Source organism: Geodermatophilus nigrescens (assembly GCF_900129495.1).
Classification (GTDB): domain Bacteria; phylum Actinomycetota; class Actinomycetes; order Mycobacteriales; family Geodermatophilaceae; genus Geodermatophilus; species Geodermatophilus nigrescens.
Window position 1 is genome coordinate 1,098,128 of record NZ_FQVX01000002.1, and the last position, 18,357, is coordinate 1,116,484.

Below are 18,357 nucleotides of genomic sequence, written 5' to 3' on the forward strand. Positions count from 1 at the left end.
GAGTCGCGATCGATGACGTCCGAAGCCGGCCGAGCCATCGAGGGGCGACGTCACTTCTTCGCGATCGAGAAGACGACGTCGCCACGACCGCTAGGACAGATGCCACACCGGATACAGGCCGAGCCTTTCTCGGAGATCAATGGGATCCGGTGCCCATTCTCCGGACACGGGTAACGCTTGCCGGGCAGGTCGGCCAAGTCCGCCCGGCCGCTGGCGAAGGTCTCAGCCAGATAGGCCCAGTGAACCCAGGAGTGTCGTTGCCGCGCGGCCTTGGCGGCCTCCAGGTTGTCGGGGTCGACTGAGAGGTAAACCGACAGGTTGGACAACCCGACGAGCGCCGGGAGGACGTCCAGGGCCGCGGGATCGAAGCTGCGGGTGTAAACCCAGAAATGGACATCCGGGTTGCTCCGGACCACATCCGCCCACGCCTGCGCGTAGTCCCAGGAGAAGAAGTCGCCGTCCCAGTGGATGCGGAAGTCCCTCGGGACGCTCGCTCCTCTGGCTTCGGCGCGCTCACAGTCGGCTCGGAAGTCGGCGATCATGTCGTTCAAGAGCTGGGCCATTCCTGCTCGATCGAGCCACATCAGCTCGGCCAGGTTCGCGGTGAGCACTTCACGCAGGCCCTTGTACAGGTTCTCGAGCTTGCCGGCGTAGCAGACGCGCTGGCAGGTCTCCGTGGCTCCAGGACAGGAGTAGTCGCGTCCGGCCGGGAGGCCGAAACTGTTGGCGATCTTGGCTGTCTTGCCGTTCGGCGACGGCAGGTTGGTCACCTTGCGGTCCGCGGACCGCCTGAGGCTCACTCGGCACCCGGCCGAGACAGTCGAGCATGACTTTCAGCTCGAGGACCAGTGGCGTGTGTATCGGTATGGGCGGATCGGGCCCGTGAGTGCTGTTGCTGCTGGAGACGGGTCTCGGCCGCTGCCGCCGTTCGGCTTTCACCGAGCCCTAGCTCGCTCCACCAGGTCGCGCTCCCATACGACCCGCCCTGGTCAACATCTCATGGCGACCTCCTCGGCGGTGCACGTGGAGGTTCGGAGTCTCGAGCGGCAAGGGGAAGGCCCCCTTGAACGAGGACGCGCCGATGCACGAGCGACCGAACTGCGGGCACATGGCTGCTCACCGGCCGCAGCCCTGGTGCGGAGCACGCGCACCGGTTCGGGCCAGGACGTCGCGTCAGCCGGAGGCGGTCATACGCCACCCAGGTCGAGAACGAGCGTGAAGCCCCGGTCCTGCATCAACGCGTCGAATTCCGCCATCGAGGCGAACACCGGCGTCCCCAAGTACGTGTGCGTGAGGTCCGCCAGGTCGGCGAGGACGTCGTCCGGCCTGCCTATGCCCAGGGCTGTCTGGATCGCGTCCAGCCGAGGCAGCACCAGGCGGCGGAAGCCCACGTCGTAGACCGCCAGAGCTGTCTCCACCTCGCGGAGCTCCTCTGCGGCAGCTGCCTGGATCTCCGCAGTGTGACGCAGCAGCGCCTCGTACTCGGCGTCCCACGCGGCCGATCTGTCGCGGGCCGTGACCGCCAGCCGCAGGCCCTGGACCAACATGACGGCTCCGTACTGGCCGACCACCCGGCCGATCAGCGCCCCCACAACCGGGACGGGGATAACCGACTGGCCCACCGCGGCACAAGCCAATCCGGCGAGGTCCTTGGTCAGGGTCTCCGCCGCCGCCCAAGCCGCAGCGTCGGCGGTCAGCCGACCCGTGGCGACGCCATGCGCGATGCCGGCCAGGTCGAACACGGCTCTACCCAGGACGTGGTCGAATCCGCCGTCGACCACGGCACCGACCCAGGAGCCGGCTCCTGCCTCCGCCGCGTGCTGCGCAGCGCTGGCAATGCCTTCGCTGAGACAGGCGACGGTTCCGGCCTTGAGCGCGCTCTGCGCCGCTCGGCGGGCCACCTCGGGCCAGGGGATGCCCTCGCGTGTTCCCGCCTGAACGTAGGAGGTCGCGACCTCAACCAGGCCGGTCGTGAGCCCGGCCGTCAGTGCTGCCGCACCGCCGGCGTGCGCGATGTCGCGCAGCTGTTGGGACCTAATCAACGACTGCAGGTATGCCTGCGGGTCACGCGCCGCACTTGCGACGTCGCCGGTGCCCACCGGGGTCGAGGAGACGTTCCCGCTGACGACCCGGTCGGTGAGCCGCTCGCGGACGTCCGCATACCGCGCATGGAGCTGTCCCTCGGGCATCGCGAGTCGCCGGTCGAGCAGGTCCTGAGTCTCGGTCAGGTGGTCCCTCGGTACCAGGAGCTGCATCTCCCCGTACTTGTCCGCGGTGAGTCCGTCCGTCGACGCCAGACGTCGCGCCGCTCCACTGACGACCTTCGCCTGCACCTCACTCAGCACTTCCCCCGAAGGGCCATGGACCCGGAGGTCAGCAGCAGCGTGCGGCTCGCCGAGCCACGTCGTGACGCGGAGCCGCGCTGCCTCGTTCTGAGCTACCGCCTTGAGGTTGTACGAGAGTTCGTGCATCCACTCGAAGACGTGTCCCTGCCGTTGAGCCTGCCCCAGCGCTCCGAATCGCTCGGCCATGCGCGCTGCGACCTCGCGCTGTTGCAGCAGCAAGGCGAGCTGCCGCCGACCCACCTGAGTAGCCGCGTGAGCAGCGGCTCGAGCGGCTTCCTCCTGAACTGCTTCCGCGAGCGCTGGCCGACCCTCGAAAGGTGATCCGCTCATGCAGCCAGGCGGTCGGCGAGCTTGGTGGCGGCGGTGATGGTCCTGTCGGACATCGCCGTCACACGCCCGTCCTCGTCGACGATCGGGCAGGCAATGACGGCGGCCATGGCCTGGGCCACACCCGCGAGTTCAGCCACGAGCGCCCGCTGCGCTGGCGTGTAGGCGGCGTAGTCATCGTTCGTGTCGATGAGCGCGGTGAGCTTCTTGAGCTGCGGACGCCCACAGGCGCCGAGCGCGCGGACCACCCGGCACGTGTCTTTGATGCGCTTGACGGCTGCGTCGACTTTCGCGACCTGGACGGCCATCTCACTCTTGGCGACCTCCAGCTCCTGCTGGACCTTGACCTGCTGCTGGTAGGCCTCCTCGCCCTTCCACCACATGACGCCGTAGGCGATCAGGACCGCCGGCGCAGCCACCACGCCGGCGAGTACTGCGGTACCGCCCGCGACGCCGAGCCCGCCGGCCGCGAGGGATCCACCGCCGAGCCATGCGAGCGTCGCGCTCGTCGCCGCAGCTCCGCTCAACGCAGAGATGGCAGTTCCCGTCGAGGCAGCTGCCAGCGCGCCGACGGCAGCAAAGGTCAATCCCCCGGCCGCTGCCCCGGCGGCACTGCCGCCTGCCAGAGCAGCCAGTCCGTCCACGGCCTTGAAGCCGACGTCGCGCAGTTTGACGTCCATGGCCTTCAGCTCGGGCACCGCCGTGATGGTAGGGAGATCGCTGAGCTCGACGTTGCGCAGGCGGGCGAACTGGGCGGCGAACGGGCTGAGGTAGGTGTCGAACCCCTTCCTGTAGGCCGCGTCCAGCCTCATCTGGGCTCCGGCTGCCTGCTGCTCCGCCTCCTCCTTGGTGGCCAGAAGCTCCTCGTATGCCTTCTGGTTCTCCTCCGCGAGGCCCTTCGCGTCGAACATCGGAAACAGCCGCACGGAGCACTCTCCTGTCGTCGGGGACCAGCAGACGCCAGAGGCTCGCATGGACGACCGACAACAGAGCGTAGGCGGACCGTGTCGTAACGCAATCGAGTGAGGGGCCCCGGGCGAGTCACAGCGCGGGGCCAGCTGGTCGTGCAGCCAACCGGGCTAGAGCCGTGTGAACACGCCGCCCCGGAGAACGATCACAGTGATATCGCACTCCGCAAGCAGCTCACGGAGGTCCGAGCTGGGGTCCTCAGGAAAGAGGACCGCCATGCTCGGGTTGCTCCCGATGTGGCGGCGATAGTCCAGGAGCTGGCCGATCGCAGTGCGGACGTCGTCGCGCCCTGCGCTGCCCTTCGCCTCGATGACGAGGTCGTCCACAGCGTCATAGGCGTCGCACTCGATCGAGTCCCCGTCCGGCAAGCGAACACGCTGACGAGTGAGCGGGTGCGGATGCTGTCGCTCAAATGCCTGGAGCAGGCGCGCCTCGCGGAATGCCAGCTTCCGTTCCGTCGTCCCGACCTCGTAGTCGGTGTCTGAAGGGGGGAGGCCGACGCGCCTGCTGGTCACGACGACCTCGTCGGTTCTCGGGCGACTCGTGGATCCTGCTCCCGGGAAATGCCGTACGAGTGCGTCCCACTGCACATCGGTGAGCGATAAAGGATTGGCCGCCGCAGGCACACGCAGGATCAAGGCGTCGGCGAAGTCCGGGTCTGCAGCCAACTCGCTCTTGTAGATGGGCGACTCGAAAAAGTAGCCCTCGGTCGCGAGTTCGACGTCCCAGACGGGTCCCTCGGGTGGTGTCTCCCAGTAGCCGCCTCCGGCGTACCCCGGCCCCTGCGGTTGACCGACGACCTTGCCGAAGGCGTACACGCCGGCCTCTGGTCCGGTGACCCACAAGGCGAAGTCGTCACCGGGACCGATCTGGTCGATGCGCCGGCTGATCGTCCAGGAGTTGAGCTCGGTGTCCTCCTTCTCCCACCACTCCCATACGTTCCACACCTGCGGGTTGGACTTGAGGATCCAGTGCGATGGCAAGGAGCTCTCCCACTCTTCGGTGCCCGCTGTCGGGCCGGACGGAGGGATGTCCAACCGTTCCGCCAGCAGTAGACGCTGATGCTGTGCGTCTGGCAGTACGCGTAGCGCGAGGCGCCCGCGTTCAGTCCGTCGTCGTAGCCCTCGTCGTAGCCGGCAGCTTCTCCGTCTCGGTAGCCGTCGCTGTAGCCAGCCGCCTCGCCGGCGGCTTGGCCGTCGAGCTGACCTTCCGCATAGCCCTGGCTACGCCAGCCGCGTAGCCCTCCTCGTAGCCTGCGCTGCGACCGTCGGCGACCCCGGACGGGTATGCAAACTCGGCACCTGCGTTGTATGCGCTCAGCGTGGCCTCAGCCAGCTCGCGGTCGTGTTGCTGCCCCAATGATGTTTTTGCCTGGCTCCTGCCGGCAGTGACGCCCGCGGCCCTGCCCTCTGCAACTCCCTCGGACCTGGCCTGTTCGACGAGGTCGGCAGTCGCGTCCGCGTCTGTCTGCCCAGAGATGAAGGCGAGGACCGCGAGCGCGGTCATGGCGACACTGATGCAGCTCAGGACGACAAGCGCGAGCCGGCGTCGCCGAGGAGGTGCCGGGCTCCTGACCACGGTTGCGGACTCTGCATCGACAGGGCTGGTCGTCACGCCGATCCTCTCCAGGGGACGGTGAGTCACCTCCCGATCAAGAGATGAGTAGCAAGCCCGCGATCCCATGAACCCTCGACGCACCGCACGCCACCCTGGATGAGACATGCGAAGCGCGACCGGAGCACCGTCCCTACGCCGGTAGGTCCTCGGTCCCCACGATGTGCAGGACGCCGCGGCCGCGCTCCTTGGCGCCGTACATCGCCCGGTCCGCCAGCAAGAGCACCTCGTCCAGCGTCGTCCCGGGCGCGGCCATCGCCAGCCCGATCGAGGCCGACACCCGCACCGTCCGCCGTCCCACCTCGACCTCGTCCACCAGCACGGCGGCCAGCCCGTGCCCGATCGCTTCGGCCGCGGCGGCGGATACCCCGGGCAGGACCGCCACGAACTCGTCCCCGCCCAGCCGGCCGACCACCGCCCCCGGCAGTTCCCGCTCCACGTGCCGGCGGAGCCGGTCGGCGAGGCGGACGAGCAGCTGGTCCCCCACCGCGTGCCCGCCGCGGTCGTTGACCTCCTTGAACCGGTCGACGTCCACGAACAGCACCGCTCCCCCGACCGCCAGCGCCGCGCGGCCGGTGTCGAGGAGGTGGCTGCGGTTGGCCAGCCCGGTCAGCGGGTCCTGCCGCGCCGACCGCAGCAGCGCCTGCTTCCACCCGTCGGCCTTGGTCGCCACCGCGGTCAGCCGGTCCACCGTCTCGTGCAGCCGCCGCGACTGCTCGTCATCCGCCTCGGGAGCCAGCGAAGCCGTCGACGACGCCAGCGTGTCCAGCACCGCCTCCAGCGGCAGCCCGGCCGCCACCGCCTCCAGCGTCCGCCCCTGCGCCGCCAGCAGCCCCTTGTCCCAGCAGTGCGCGGCCACCTGCCGCCGCAGCGACAGCACGCCGCGCACCAGCCGGACCTGGTTCTCCAGCAGCGCCTGCTCCGCCTGCGAGAACGCGCGCGGCTCGTCGTCGAAGACGCCGAGCGAGCCGAGGACGAAGCCGTCCTCGTCGACCAGCGGCACCCCGAGGTAGGACCGGATCGCGCCGGCCGCCACCGCCGGGTTGTCGCGGAACACCGGGTGGTCGAGCGCGTCGGCAACCTGCAGCGGCTCCCGCAGCGCCACCACGTACGCGCAGAACGACAGCTCGTCGGGCACGTGCGAGTACGGCGCCCCGGCCCCCTTCTCGGCCGGGTAGCACTGCTCGTCCGGGCCGACCAGGTTGATCATCGCGATCGGCGCCTCCACCGTCTGCGCCATGTAGGCGACGACGGCGTCGAGGTCGGCGACGCCCGCGTGCCCGCCCAGCCGGTAGCTGCCGACCGCGGCCAGCCGCGCGGGCTCCGCGACGGCGGCGCGCGGGGAGGGCAGGACGGGCGTCTCGACGGCGGCGCTCACGCGCGCGCACCCTAGTGGCGCCGCGTCACCCCGGGAACACGCCGCGCGCCGCCGCAGGGCCGTCCGCCTCTGGCCCCGCCTCGCCGTCGCCGCCACGATGCGGAGCCTCCACCGGACAGGGAGGTCCCGTGTACGTCACCCAGGGTCTGCACCGCCACGTCCAGCAGCGGCCGCACGAGGTCGCCACCGTCTGCGCCGGCCGCATCCGCACCCACGCCGAGTCCGTCGACCGGATCGCCCGCCTCGCGGCCGCCCTGCAGGAGCTCGGGATCGGGGACGGCGACCGCGCGGCGATCCTCTCCCTGAACTCCGACCGCTACTCCGAGTTCCTCGCCGCGACGCTGTGGGCCGGCGGCGTCGTCGTCCCGGTGAACTTCCGCTGGAGCGTCCCGGAGATCGCCGAGTCGCTCGCCGAGGTGGGTGCCCGGGTGCTCGTCGTCGACGACGCCCTCGCCGGGTGCGTCGACGGCATCCGCGCGGCCTGCCCCGGTCTGGAGCACGTCGTCCACGCCGGCGACGGCCCGACCCCCGACAGGATGCTCGCCTTCGAGGACTTGGTCGCGGCGCACGAGCCGGTCGAGGACGCCCGCCGCGGCGGCGACGCACTCGCCGGCGTCTTCTACACCGGCGGCACCACCGGCCGGTCCAAGGGCGTGATGCTCAGCCACGACAACCTGCTGACGTCGTCCATGGGCTACCTCGCCGGCGTCCCCACCCCGGGCGACCGCGTGTACCTGCACGCGGCGCCGATGTTCCACCTCGCCGACTTCTCCGCCTGGGTCGCCGGCTGCGTGGTCGGCGGCACGCAGGTGATGATCCCGGCGTTCGACCCGGTCGCCGTCCTGGCCGCCGTGCAGGAGCACCGCGTCAGCGACGTCCTGCTGGTGCCCACGATGATCCAGCTGACCGTCGATTCCCCGCGGGTCGACGAGTTCGACCTGACCAGCCTGCGGCGTGTCCTCTACGGCGCCTCCCCCATGTCCGACGCGCTGCTCGGCCGCGCCATGAAGGGCTTCCCCAACGCCAGCTTCGTGCAGGCCTACGGCATGACCGAGCTCGCGCCCGTCGCCACCCTGCTCACCCCCGAGGACCACGAGGACGCCGTCCACCGGCGCACCGTCGGGCGTGCCGCGCCGTGCTGCGAGGTGCGCGTCGTCGGGCCGGACGACGTCGAGCTGCCGCGGGGCGAGGTAGGCGAGATCGTCGTCCGCGGCGGCAACGTCATGCTCGGCTACTGGGACCGGCCCGAGGCCACCGCGGAGGCGCTGCACGGCGGCTGGATGCACACCGGCGACGCCGGGTGGATGGACGAGCAGGGCTACGTCTCCCTCACCGACCGCCTCAAGGACATGATCATCTCCGGCGGGGAGAACGTGTACTCGGTCGAGGTGGAGAGCGTCCTCGCCCAGCACCCGGCGGTGGCCACCTGCGCGGTCATCGGCGTCCCCGACGAGACGTGGGGCGAGCGCGTGCACGCCGTCGTCGTCCCGGCGTCCGGCGCCACGGTCACGCTCGACGAGCTGCGGGACTTCTGCGCCGACCGGCTCGCGGGCTACAAGACGCCGCGGTCGATGGAGGTCGTCGAGGCGCTGCCCCTGTCCGCCGCCGGGAAGGTGCTCAAGCGGGAGCTGCGCGCGCCGTACTGGGCGGGGCAGGAGCGCGCCGTCCACTGAGGTCCGCGCTCCGGGGGCGGAAGTCCCTGGTCCGGGACGTCGGCCCGAGGAGCATCGGGGACGTCGGGATCGCAAGCGGAAGGAGCTGCTGCCATGACCCAGACCACGGGTTCGACGGTCTCGAAGGAGCGGGCGCGGGAGGCGATGATCCGCTTCATGGCGGCCTGGGAGCAGGGGGACATGTCCGCCGTCGACGAGGTGTTCGCCGAGGACCTCGTCTACCACGGTCCCCCGTTCCCGGACATGGGCCGCGACGGGCTGCGGGACTTCGTCGCCGCCTTCCGCTCGGGCTTCTCCGGCATCCACGTCCAGGTGCACGAGCACGTCGTCGACGGGACCACCTCCGTGCACCGCTGGACGGCCGAGGCCGACCTCTCCGGGACGACGCCGCTGCTCCCGGGGGTGGAGCCGACCGGGAACCACGCGTCCGCGGACGGCGCGCACGTCCTGCACTGGACCGGGGACAGGGTGTCCGAGGCCTGGCACATCGGTGACTGGCTCGGCTGGCTGACGAAGGCCGGCGTGCTCCCGCCCGCGCCGGGTATGGGCGGCTGAGCCCTCGACGGCCACTTCGGGTGGGTTGTCCACAGGCACTCTCCGGATCGGACGGATCGTGTCGGCAGACGTTCCTAGCGTCCGCCGGCATGACCACGACCGGACGACGTCCCTCCCTCCCGATCGACCCGCAGGTCGCCGTCGCATGGCAGGCCATGATGGCGAGCGCCCTGCGCGCCGGCACGGACTCCCCCACGCCCGGCCCGCTGCTCGCCACGGCGGCAATGCTGGTGGACATCGCCGCGGGGGCGACGGATCCCACCGCGACCGCCACCCTGATCCGGCGGATCGCCGCCTGGGACCGGCCCGAGTCCTCCGCCGGGGCTGTGGCGATGGCCGCACTCGCCGGCGACGAGAGCCTGCGACGGAAGATGCGCCGCGCTGCCGCCGACCGCGGGCACGCGCTCCCCCGGTGGCTGGCGGAGCTGCACCGCGCCGAGCCCATGAGCCGCGCCGTCGAGCTGAGCGGGCCGTTCCGCGACGTCGACGAGCTGGTCGTCGGCGGCATCGTCCCCGGTGGTCACGCGCTGACCGCCGTCGTCCGGGTGGATAACGAGCTCGGCTCCCGAGCCGTCGGAGGCATCGCCTACGAGGAGCGTCTCGACGACGTCGTGGCGCGGATCGCCGCAGGCACCCCGGACCTGTCCGTGCGGGACATCGCGCCCGCCGACGCGCGCGCCCGGCTCACGGAGGCACTGCGCGGACCGGACCTCGACGTCCTGCTCGGCCGGGACACTCCGTGGCCCCGGCTGCGGCCGCTGGTCCGCTGGCTGGTCGCGCTCCTGCCCTCCGGTGGCGACGCGACCGTGCCGCGAACAGTCGAGGACGTCGACCTCGACGAGATCGCCGCGGCCTTCCTCGCCAGTCCCTGGGGACGCCCGTGGACCAACTGGCTCCTGGCGCCGCTCCTCGAGGCAGTCCTGGGCGACGGCCTGGCCAACGGCCTCGGCGATCCGCTGCTGTGGGCGCCGCACCACGTCGCCCGGCTGCTGGATCCCGAGGGCTCCGCGCTCCTCGACGTCGATGCCGCTCGTGCGCCGGATCTGCTCCGCGATCTGGTCCGCTACGGCCACGCTGAGCGCGGTCTGCGACCCGGGCTCACCGACGAGACCCTGGCCGCGATCGACCGGTTCTCCAGCCCGCTCCTCTCGGCCGTCCGCTCGTGGGAGGACGAGGGCTGGTGAGCTCACCGGGGCCCTTCCGAGCCGCGCCGGCGGCCGAGCGCCACACGATCCTTGAACGAACACACCGACGATCAAAGGATCGTGTCGGAAACTTTGACGAGCGCCTCACGCATGCAAGGTTGAGGACGTGGCTGAGTGGCTCGACGCGGTCTGGGATCACTCGGACCTCGAGATGGTCCCCCGCTCCGACCGACGTGCCGGTCCGTACCGGCAGTACCGCCCCGACCCCGTCACCTCGCGACCGCTCAGCATGTCCGCCGAGGTCAACCGCCGGGCCACCGTCGCCGAACGGGCCGTCCGCGACCTGGCGAGCGGACCGGGGGCGCGCGCACTCGAGGGGCTGTCGCGGTTTCTCCTGCGCTCGGAAGCCATCGCCAGCTCGCTGATCGAGGGCATCGCGCCGTCACCGCAGCAGGTCGCGCTCGCCGAGCTCGCTCAGGACGAGGACGTCCGGGGCTTCGGCGACCAGGCGCGCCTGGTCGCCAACAACATCACGATCCTCCGCAAGGCGGGCGAGGACCTCGCGGCCGGCGATGCCGTCACGGTCGCCGACGTCGAACAGCTGCACGCCGCGCTGCTACCGGACGAGAAGCACCACGGGCTCCGGCGGGTCCAGAACTGGATCGGCGGCTCGAGCTGGCATCCGCTGTCCGCCGACTTCGTCCCGCCTCCGCCCGAACTGGTCCCGGAACTGATGGGCGACCTCGTCGAGTACCTGAACGGCTCCGTGCATGCGCCTCTGGTCCAGGCGGGCATCGTCCACGCGCAGTTCGAGACGATCCATCCCTTCACCGACGGCAACGGCCGGGTGGGACGAGCGCTCATCCACACCGTGCTCACCCGGCGCGGCCTGACGCCGTCCGCCATCCTCCCGGTCAGTCTCGTCCTCGCCACGCTGCGCGGGCGCTACGTTGACGGCCTGACCGCCTATCGCTACTCCTCGGCGCCCGACAGCGCGGAGGCCGCGTCCGCCGTCGCCGCCTGGCTCGACCTCTTCCTCGAGGCGACGACCGTCGCCGCCGAGCAGGCGGCCGCCTTCGCCGATCAGGTCACGCAGATGCAGGACGAGTGGGAGGCGAGGCTCGCCGAGCACCGAGCGGCACGAGGACGCCGCGAGACACCGCGGGCGGACTCGGCGACGTCGCGCATCCTCCGCACGCTGCCCGAGATCCCGATCCTCACCACCCGCACCGCTCAGCGACGCCTGGGGGTCTCCTTCCCCGCTGCGCGCGCTGCTCTCGAGGAGCTGGCCGACGCAGGCATCCTCGGGCGCCGCTCGGTCGAACGCGGGACGACCGGCTACACCGCCACGGACGTCTTCTCGCTCGTCACGGTGACCGAGCGGCGCCTGGCCAGCACGCGCTGGGACACGCGGGTGTCCGAGCCGAACCGTCCCGTGGCAGCGCCGCCACACAGCTGAGGGCCTCGCTCCCTGTGCTGCGGTTGCGGGCATCAGTCCCACCACAACTTCCAGACAGGACGGCCCACGAGGAGCCGGGCGAGGCCGGCGAGCGTGCCGTCCCCGGCGAGACCGAAGCCGTCCACCGGGCCGTCCTCTGCCAGGACGTCCGGGCACAGTGCGGCCAACTCCGCGGCGAGCGCATGAGCCTCCGCCTCGTCCGCCGGTGGGTGAGGAACCAGCAGGGTGACCGTGGCGAACCCGAGTCCTGCGAGGACGATCCCGTGACGGTCCTCCCAGCTCCGTAGGACGGCCGAGAGCTCGACTGCACTCCTCCGGTTGATCGCCCCCTGCCAGCCGATCGTGGCGACCGCGTCAGCGGGGCGAGCGCACGGGACGAGGCCAATCCGCGCCCGTCCACCGCGGGCGAGCGCATCCGTCTGCACTGAGGCGGGCCGCCCGCCGTGCAGCCCTGCCGCCGATAGTCCGGGGAACTCCCTCCCGAAGGGACGCAGATGCCCGACATACGGCTGGGCGCCGATGGGCACGAGGCCGTCTGCCCAACCCTCGGCGAGCACCGCTCCGGGGTCGATCCCGTCGATCGCGGCCACGGGAGCCGGCTCGAGCTCTCCGGAGTCCCAGGGGCGCTCGCATCCCTCCGTCCCAAGCGGCGTCAGCACCAGAGGCCACAGACCAGTCTCGGGAGACAGGTCGAACAACCGCCGCCAGGTTGCCATCGGAGCATCGATCTCCCGGTCGGTCAGCCACAGGGGCGCTGAGGGTGCCGGCCCGTCCTCCGAACCCAGCCCGCGAGCCGACGCCGGACGACCGTTGCCGAGGTCGAGGTCGAGGTCTCCGATCCTCAGCCGACCTGGAAGGGGCAGGCCGCGGCGCACCGAACACGGGACGCCGACCTGGCTGAGCGCCGACAGCGGAACCGCTGTGCCTGGCATCTCCGGGTCGGACGGCTGAGGACGGATCTGGTGCCGGAACGAGGCCATGCCTGGACCTTGCCGCGCTGACCAGCTGACGGTGCGACCTCGGAGGGCTCTGTGGACAGAGCTGCAGCGGCTCGGTCGACCGCATCGGCTCCGCGTCTGCCTGTGGACAACCGGCTCCCCGGTCCTCCGTCGCTGCCACGGTGACCGGCATGACGACACCGATGCCCACCGACCCCGTGCGGTCCGCCCTCGAGCTGACCACCCGCTGGGCCGACCTCCTCGCGCCGCCCCTGTTCGCCTCCCGCAGCATTTGGCTGAGCTGGCTGACCCCGGACGGCCGGCAGACGCCGTTCCTCGTTCCGGTCGAGGAAGTGCCCGCTCGTCCCCGTCACCGGCTGGTCGCCGAGCTGCTCGCTCTCCACGAGGACGTGGCCGCACCGGCCGGCGGCGACGTCCTGCTGGCGATGGCGCTGTGTCGGCCCGGGCCTCCGGGTGCGACCGCCGACGACCGCGCGTGGGCCGACGTCTTCCGCGACGTCCTCGACGACGCCCTCGGCACCTGCTGGAGCCTCCACCTGGCCGCCGGCGGGCGGGTCGAGCCGCTCACCGACGTCCGGTACTTCCTCGACCGGTTCGCGGCCGCCGAGGACGGTGCCCGGTGACGGCGCAGCCCGGGAAGGCGCCCGCCCGGGACGACCTCCCGCGCTGGACGCCCGGTCCCCGCGACTGGGTGGTCGACGCCATTCCTGCCTCGCCACCGCCAGCGCGCCGCCGTCGCCGCGGACTCCTCGTCACCGCGGCGGTGCTCGCCTTCGTGGCTGTCGCCGGGGGCGCTGTCACCTGGCGTGTCCTCACTGCAGGCCCGGACACTCCACAGGAACTCGTCGAGGAGTACCTGTCGGCCCGCCAGAGCTACGACTGGGTAGCGTCCTGGGAGCTGATCTGCCACAGCGAGCAGGCGGCCAACGGCCCGATCGACCGTTACATCCGCCTGCAGGACGCGGCCGTAGCGACCACCGGACCGCTCAACGACGGGCTGACCTTCCGCGTCGCCGGCGTCCGCGCCAATGGTTCCACCGCACCTCAGTCCCACGTCGTCGACGTCGAGTTCCGCCGGGATGACGAGACGCACCGGATGGCGCTGCTGGTCGTGGAGGAGGGCGGCGGTCTGCGCGTCTGCGGCAGCAGGTGACCCGCGTCCCGGCGCCCCGGGCGCAAGAGGGCCGGAGCGCCGAACGGGTCAGCCCTGGGACGACCGGCGCATCGACCACATCTGGGCGGGCCGCTCGAACTGGGTGGCGACCTCCCAGCTGACCGCGCCGTTGACGACCTCCCTGCGGAAGTTGCCCACGGCCACGCGGGCGAGCTCGGGGTCGGCGGCCACGCGGCGGGCCAGCTCGAGGGCGCGGTCCTCGACGGCGGCGTCGTCCACCGACTCCCACGCCAGGCCGAGCTCCACGGCCTTGGTGCCGTTGATCTCCTCGCCGAACAGCGCCATCGCCGCGGCGGCCTCCCGGCCGATCAGCCGCGACAGGATGACGAAGTGCCCGCCGCCGGGGTGCAGGCCGCGCTTGAGGAAGCCGGCCAGCAGGCGGGCGTCGTTCGCGACGATCCGCAGGTCGGCGGCCAGCAGCATGTTCATCCCGGCGCCGACGGCGGACCCGCGCACCGCCGCGATCGTGGGGACCTTCACCTGGCCGAGCCGGTAGAAGGAGTCGTAGATGCGGCCCATGCCGTCGTAGGCGTCGGGGGCGGCGGGGTCCTTGCCGGCGTTGGTCAGCGTGGCGACGTCGCCGCCCGCGCAGAACGACTTGCCCACCGCGCGGACGACGAGCGCGCCGACCTCAGGCCGGGCGTCGACCTGGTCGAAGACGTCGATGAGCTCGGACGCCATCGCCGGCGTCAGCGCGTTGCGGCGGTCGGGCGCGTTGAGCGTCACCACCGCCACGCCGCCGTCGACCTCGAGCAGGACCTCGGCGTCAGCCACCAGTGCACCTCCGGATACGGGGCCTCGGCACCGGTGCCGGGCCTGCTAGGGCATCAGACCACGGCGTCCGGTTGCCGCCCCGAGCGGCCCGGTTCCACACTCGGGCCCCGACCCCGGAGCCCGCATGCCGTCCAGATCCGCCGCCCTCGTCGCGCTGTTGGTCCTCACCGGGTGCACGGGCGTCGACGGCAATCCCACCCCGCCGCCGCGCAGCTTCTCCGACGTGGTGACCATCGACCTGGACGCCGTCTCCCCCGCGGGCGTCGACGTCCTCGACCTGACGGCCGGACCGGACGGCGCGCTCGCCCTGCTCGCCGACACCGCTGACCCGGCGGTCACCTACCTGGCGCCGGTGGACGCCGCCGGCGTCGGCGAGGTGCGGCGGGTCGACGGCGGGCGGCACCTGCTCGTCATGCCCGACGGCACCGCGCTCGTCGTCGGCCCCGGCACGCTCACGCGCGTCCCGCCCGGCGGCGGGCCCGACGTCGTCCCGCTCGACGCCGACGCCACTGCCGCCGCCCTCTCCCCCGACGGCCGCCGCCTGTACCTCGCCGACGAGCGCCGCGTCGCCGCCGTCGACCCGTCCACCGGCGAGACCGCCGGAACGGTCGACCTCGACGACGGCCTCACCGTCCAGCGCCTCGCCGCCTCCGACGACGGCGTCACTGCCCTGCTCAGCGACGCCCGCGCGCCCGACCTGGCCGACGTCGCCGCGCTGGCCACCTGGGACGACCGGCTCCGGGAGACCGCCCGCGTCGAGCTTGCCCCTGACCAGCCGGCGAGCGTCCCGTTCGGCCTGCGGCTCGCCGGGGACGGCACCGCCGTCGCCACGCTCAGCGCCGGCGGCGACGAGCCGTTCCGCGTGGTGGTGGTCGAGGACGGCGAGGTGACCGCGTCGCACGCCATCCCCGGCACCGACCGCACCCCGCCCGACCTCGCCGTCTCCCCTGAAGGCCGGGTCGCCTACCTGCCGGTGGCCGGGTTCGAGGTCACCTCCGGCGTCATCACCCTGGACCTCGACAGCGGCGAGCAGCTCGACGACGTCCGGCTGTGCGACGGCCAGGGCACCTTCGGCCGCGTCGCGCTGGGTAAGGAGGCGCTGGTCGTCGTCGGCTCGTGCATCAGCAGCGACGCGCCGTCGTCCACCGCGTTCGCGCTCCGCTGACCCTGGTCACACGACTGTGACCTGCACCACGATGGGCGGCACCCCGAACCGAGGAGGACCCCCATGGACCGGCTGCGCTTCGGCACCTTCCTGGCCCCGTTCCACCCCGCCGGCGAGAACCCCACGCTCGCCCTGCAGCGCGACCTCGAGCTCGTCGAGCACCTCGACAAGCTCGGCTACGACGAGGCCTGGATTGGCGAGCACCACTCGGCCGGCACGGAGATCATCGCCTCGCCGGAGATCTTCATCGCTGCCGCGGCCGAGCGCACGCGGCACATCAAGCTCGGCACCGGCGTCACCTCGATCGCGTACCACAACCCGCTCTGGGTGGCCGAGCGCATGGTGCTGCTCGACCACCTCACCCGCGGCCGCGCGATGCTCGGCTGCGGCCCGGGCTCGCTGCCCACCGACTCGATGATGCTGGGCCTCACCCCCACCGACACCCGCGAGCTGCTCGAGGTCGACCTCGACATCATCATGCGGCTGCTGCGCGGCGAGACGGTCACCGAGCAGACCAAGACGCACAACCTCGTCAACGCCCGCCTGCACCTGCGCCCGTACACGCAGCCGTGCTTCGAGATCGCGGTCGCGGCGGTCGCCTCCCCCACCGGCCCGCGGATGGCCGGCCGGCACGGCATCGGGCTGCTGTCGATCGGCGCGACGCTGACCAAGGACGGCTTCGACGCGCTGGCCCACCACTGGAACGTCGTCGAGGAGCGGGCCGCGCACTTCGGGCAGACGGTGTCGCGGCGCGACTGGCGGCTGGTCGGGCTCATGCACATCGCCGAGACGCGCGAGCAGGCCTACGCCGACGTGCAATTCGGCATCGAGACGTGGTTCCGGTACTTCCAGAAGACGGCGGCGTTCCCGCAGATGGCGGTCGAGGGCGGCGACGCCAAGGAGATGATCGACTTCATCAACGAGGCCGGCATCGGCGCGATCGGCACCGTCGAGGACGCCCGCGCGCAGGTGCAGCGGCTGTGGGACCAGTCCGGCGGCTTCGGCGCGATGCTGCTGCTCGGCCACGAGTGGGCCAACCCGCAGGCGACGAAGCGCTCCTGGGAGCTCATCGCCCAGCACGTCATGCCGCACTTCCAGGGCGGGGAGATCACGCACGCTCAGGCCACGCTCACCGCCAAGGAGTACGCCGGCGGCAAGCGCGAGGACTACGCCGCCGCGCAGATGGCGGCCGTCGCGACGATGACCGAGCGGTACGAGAAGGAGAAGGCCGGGCAGGCCTGACGACGGCGCGAGGCCCTGGGGTAACCGTTCGGGTGGGTTGTCCCCAGGGCTACCGCGCGGAGGGCGTCCGGCTGGTTATCGTCCGCGATCGTGCGGAATCCCGGACGACGGACGCGCCTCGCTGCCGCGGCGCTGACCCTCGCGACGGCGCTGCTGTCGGCCTGCGCTGCTGAGGCCGAGGCACCGAGCGAGAGCCTGCCGACGACGTCGGCGCCCGCGACCACCACCGCGGCGCTGCCGGTGGTCGGCCCGCCCGACTTCCCCGTCCCGCCCGAGGCGCGCACCCAGGACGCCGCGGGCGCCGAGGCGTTCCTCCGCTACTGGATCGACCTGCTCAACCGTCAGCGCGCCATCCCGGCCGGGCAGCCCCTGCGCGACCTGGGCCCAGACTGCGACGAGTGCCGCCGCATCGCGAACAACTACGACGAGGCAGCCGCGGCTGGGAACCGATACGTCGGCGGTGAAGTCACGATCACGGCCGTCGCACAGCCAGCGTTGAACGGTGCAGTGACGCAGTACTCCTTCAGCGCGCGTCGTGAGCCGGTCACTTTGGTCGATAGCTCGGGCAACGTGCTTGAGGCCCAGCCCGACGCCGCGCCGCAACTGTCATCGGGGCTCTACCTGGAGTGGGATGAGGGCACTCGCTCCTGGCGGGTCACGTCATTTCAACTTGGATGAAGCGTCTGCTGGCGACAGCTGTCGCCCTTCTCGCCTGGACGACATGGATGACGGTCTCGACTGAACCGTCGGCATTCGCCTGCTCATTCGACGACTGTGGCTCAACTGGGGTGGCTGACGGGGCAGCCACGGTCGAGTACTCAGGCGGCACGGTCAGCCAGCTCGTCAGTGGCGGTGGGGCCGCGGCCGTGGACTACGTCTGGCGGCTCGTCTCGCCCTGCGTCATTTCGGACGAGCAGGACGGTTCGTGCAATGCCCAGGACTTCCAAGCCTGCCCCGCCGCACCAGGACAGGTTGTCCGCTTTCTGGCCGTCCAGCAGCGACCCGTCGTGCGTCCGGACGGAACAGCCGTTGTACCCGTGACTCCCGGACTCAGCCCGGGAGACCAGCTCGGTTCTTGGGACACCCTCCGGACCGAGTGCATCGACATCACCGCGCTGAACCCCCCGCCGTCGCCGGAGGAGGTGTTCCAGTACTTCCAGCGCCTGCCTCTCCCCCAGCTCGCCACCTCGCAGGCGCCGCCCGGCCGAGGACTGTCCGGCCTCCCCGTCGTCTTCTGGACCGACACCCCGTCCATGCAGACCTTCACCGTGGACATCCGCGGGTTCGCCGTCGTCATCGTCGCCGAGGCGCAGCGCTACGACTGGCACACCGGCGACCCCGCCCGGCCAACGCTCACCACCACCGTCCCCGGCCGCGCCTACCCCGGCCAGGCCACCGAGCACCTCTACCGCTCCGGCACGTACACCGCGTCGCTCACCGTCACCTGGGGCGCCACGTTCACCGTCGACGGCAGCGCGCCGGCCGACGTGCCCGGCACCACCACGACCGACGGCCCGCCGGTCACCTTCTCCGTCGTCGAGGCCGCCGCCATCCTCACGAACCCCTACGACTGACCGC

18 protein-coding genes are annotated in these 18,357 nt (G+C 71.7%); 10 read left to right on the forward strand and 8 right to left on the reverse strand.

The features are described from left to right. Positions 1–50 precede the first annotated feature (50 nt). The 6 genes from BUE37_RS12750 to BUE37_RS12775 all read right to left on the reverse strand — a co-directional run bounded on the left by BUE37_RS12750 (position 51) and on the right by BUE37_RS12775 (position 6,633). Positions 51–800 (reverse strand): GP88 family protein, encoded by a 750-nt coding sequence (locus tag BUE37_RS12750; protein WP_073420472.1) that lies wholly within the window; start codon positions 798–800, stop codon positions 51–53. Between the two features lie 387 nt (positions 801–1,187). After that, positions 1,188–2,564: a hypothetical protein gene (locus tag BUE37_RS12755; RefSeq protein ID WP_139252943.1), complete on the reverse strand. Its 1,377-nt coding sequence runs from the start codon at positions 2,562–2,564 to the stop codon at positions 1,188–1,190. A gap of 107 nt (positions 2,565–2,671) precedes the next feature. Continuing rightward, entirely contained in the window at positions 2,672–3,598 is a 927-nt protein-coding gene (locus tag BUE37_RS12760; protein WP_073420474.1) for a hypothetical protein, read from the reverse strand. Between the two features lie 153 nt (positions 3,599–3,751). Continuing rightward, positions 3,752–4,624: a hypothetical protein gene (locus BUE37_RS12765; protein WP_139252944.1), complete on the reverse strand. Its 873-nt coding sequence runs from the start codon at positions 4,622–4,624 to the stop codon at positions 3,752–3,754. A 121-nt stretch (positions 4,625–4,745) separates the two neighbouring features. After that, a complete protein-coding gene (locus tag BUE37_RS12770; protein WP_073420476.1) occupies positions 4,746–5,255 on the reverse strand; it encodes a hypothetical protein in 510 nt (169 codons plus the stop codon). Positions 5,256–5,388: 133 nt separating this feature from the next. After that, entirely contained in the window at positions 5,389–6,633 is a 1,245-nt protein-coding gene (locus BUE37_RS12775) for a GGDEF domain-containing protein (RefSeq protein WP_073420477.1), read from the reverse strand. A gap of 128 nt (positions 6,634–6,761) precedes the next feature. Here BUE37_RS12775 and BUE37_RS12780 point away from each other — a divergent pair, with 128 nt between their 5' ends. The 4 genes from BUE37_RS12780 to BUE37_RS12795 all read left to right on the forward strand — a co-directional run bounded on the left by BUE37_RS12780 (position 6,762) and on the right by BUE37_RS12795 (position 11,465). Next, on the forward strand, positions 6,762–8,306 hold the full coding sequence (locus BUE37_RS12780; RefSeq protein WP_073420478.1) for a long-chain-fatty-acid--CoA ligase: 1,545 nt from the start codon (positions 6,762–6,764) through the stop codon (positions 8,304–8,306). A gap of 93 nt (positions 8,307–8,399) precedes the next feature. Then, a complete protein-coding gene (locus BUE37_RS12785) occupies positions 8,400–8,861 on the forward strand; it encodes an ester cyclase (RefSeq protein WP_073420479.1) in 462 nt (153 codons plus the stop codon). 89 nt (positions 8,862–8,950) lie between these two features. After that, positions 8,951–10,045, forward strand: coding sequence for a hypothetical protein (locus BUE37_RS12790; protein ID WP_139252945.1), 1,095 nt, complete (start codon positions 8,951–8,953; stop codon positions 10,043–10,045). Positions 10,046–10,172: 127 nt separating this feature from the next. After that, positions 10,173–11,465 (forward strand): Fic family protein, encoded by a 1,293-nt coding sequence (locus BUE37_RS12795; protein WP_083628600.1) that lies wholly within the window; start codon positions 10,173–10,175, stop codon positions 11,463–11,465. A 32-nt stretch (positions 11,466–11,497) separates the two neighbouring features. On the opposite strand, the gene BUE37_RS12800 is transcribed toward BUE37_RS12795, so the two are convergent. Continuing rightward, complete coding sequence (locus BUE37_RS12800; protein ID WP_073420481.1) at positions 11,498–12,445, reverse strand: DUF4253 domain-containing protein; 948 nt, start codon at positions 12,443–12,445, stop codon at positions 11,498–11,500. Between the two features lie 149 nt (positions 12,446–12,594). On the opposite strand from BUE37_RS12800, the gene BUE37_RS12805 reads away from it, so the two are divergent. Continuing rightward, on the forward strand, positions 12,595–13,047 hold the full coding sequence (locus tag BUE37_RS12805) for a hypothetical protein (protein ID WP_073420824.1): 453 nt from the start codon (positions 12,595–12,597) through the stop codon (positions 13,045–13,047). Continuing rightward, entirely contained in the window at positions 13,044–13,577 is a 534-nt protein-coding gene (locus BUE37_RS12810) for a hypothetical protein (protein ID WP_073420482.1), read from the forward strand. Before BUE37_RS12805 ends, BUE37_RS12810 begins: the two co-directional genes overlap by 4 nt. Before the next feature lie 48 nt (positions 13,578–13,625). Here BUE37_RS12810 and BUE37_RS12815 read toward each other — a convergent pair whose 3' ends face one another. Then, on the reverse strand, positions 13,626–14,372 hold the full coding sequence (locus BUE37_RS12815; RefSeq protein ID WP_073420483.1) for an enoyl-CoA hydratase-related protein: 747 nt from the start codon (positions 14,370–14,372) through the stop codon (positions 13,626–13,628). A 124-nt stretch (positions 14,373–14,496) separates the two neighbouring features. Between BUE37_RS12815 and BUE37_RS12820 the strand changes: the two genes are divergently transcribed. From BUE37_RS12820 to BUE37_RS12835, 4 genes are all read left to right on the forward strand, one after another. Then, positions 14,497–15,537 (forward strand): YncE family protein, encoded by a 1,041-nt coding sequence (locus tag BUE37_RS12820; protein WP_073420484.1) that lies wholly within the window; start codon positions 14,497–14,499, stop codon positions 15,535–15,537. A 63-nt stretch (positions 15,538–15,600) separates the two neighbouring features. Next, complete coding sequence (locus BUE37_RS12825; RefSeq protein ID WP_073420485.1) at positions 15,601–16,779, forward strand: LLM class flavin-dependent oxidoreductase; 1,179 nt, start codon at positions 15,601–15,603, stop codon at positions 16,777–16,779. A gap of 90 nt (positions 16,780–16,869) precedes the next feature. Continuing rightward, positions 16,870–17,457, forward strand: coding sequence for a DUF6318 family protein (locus BUE37_RS12830; RefSeq protein WP_073420486.1), 588 nt, complete (start codon positions 16,870–16,872; stop codon positions 17,455–17,457). Between the two features lie 359 nt (positions 17,458–17,816). Beyond that, positions 17,817–18,353, forward strand: coding sequence for a hypothetical protein (locus BUE37_RS12835; RefSeq protein ID WP_139252946.1), 537 nt, complete (start codon positions 17,817–17,819; stop codon positions 18,351–18,353). The last annotated feature ends 4 nt before the right edge of the window (positions 18,354–18,357 follow it).

Excerpts from the sequence above, each read along its gene's own strand:
- BUE37_RS12785 (WP_073420479.1), top strand. The coding sequence starts at position 8,400 with ATGACCCAGACCACGGGTTCGACGGTCTCGAAGGAGCGGGCGCGGGAG.
- BUE37_RS12800 (WP_073420481.1), bottom strand. The coding sequence starts at position 12,445 with ATGGCCTCGTTCCGGCACCAGATCCGTCCTCAGCCGTCCGACCCGGAG.
- BUE37_RS12805 (WP_073420824.1), top strand. The coding sequence starts at position 12,595 with ATGACGACACCGATGCCCACCGACCCCGTGCGGTCCGCCCTCGAGCTG.
- BUE37_RS12790 (WP_139252945.1), top strand. The coding sequence starts at position 8,951 with ATGACCACGACCGGACGACGTCCCTCCCTCCCGATCGACCCGCAGGTC.
- BUE37_RS12820 (WP_073420484.1), top strand. The coding sequence starts at position 14,497 with ATGCCGTCCAGATCCGCCGCCCTCGTCGCGCTGTTGGTCCTCACCGGG.
- BUE37_RS12825 (WP_073420485.1), top strand. The coding sequence starts at position 15,601 with ATGGACCGGCTGCGCTTCGGCACCTTCCTGGCCCCGTTCCACCCCGCC.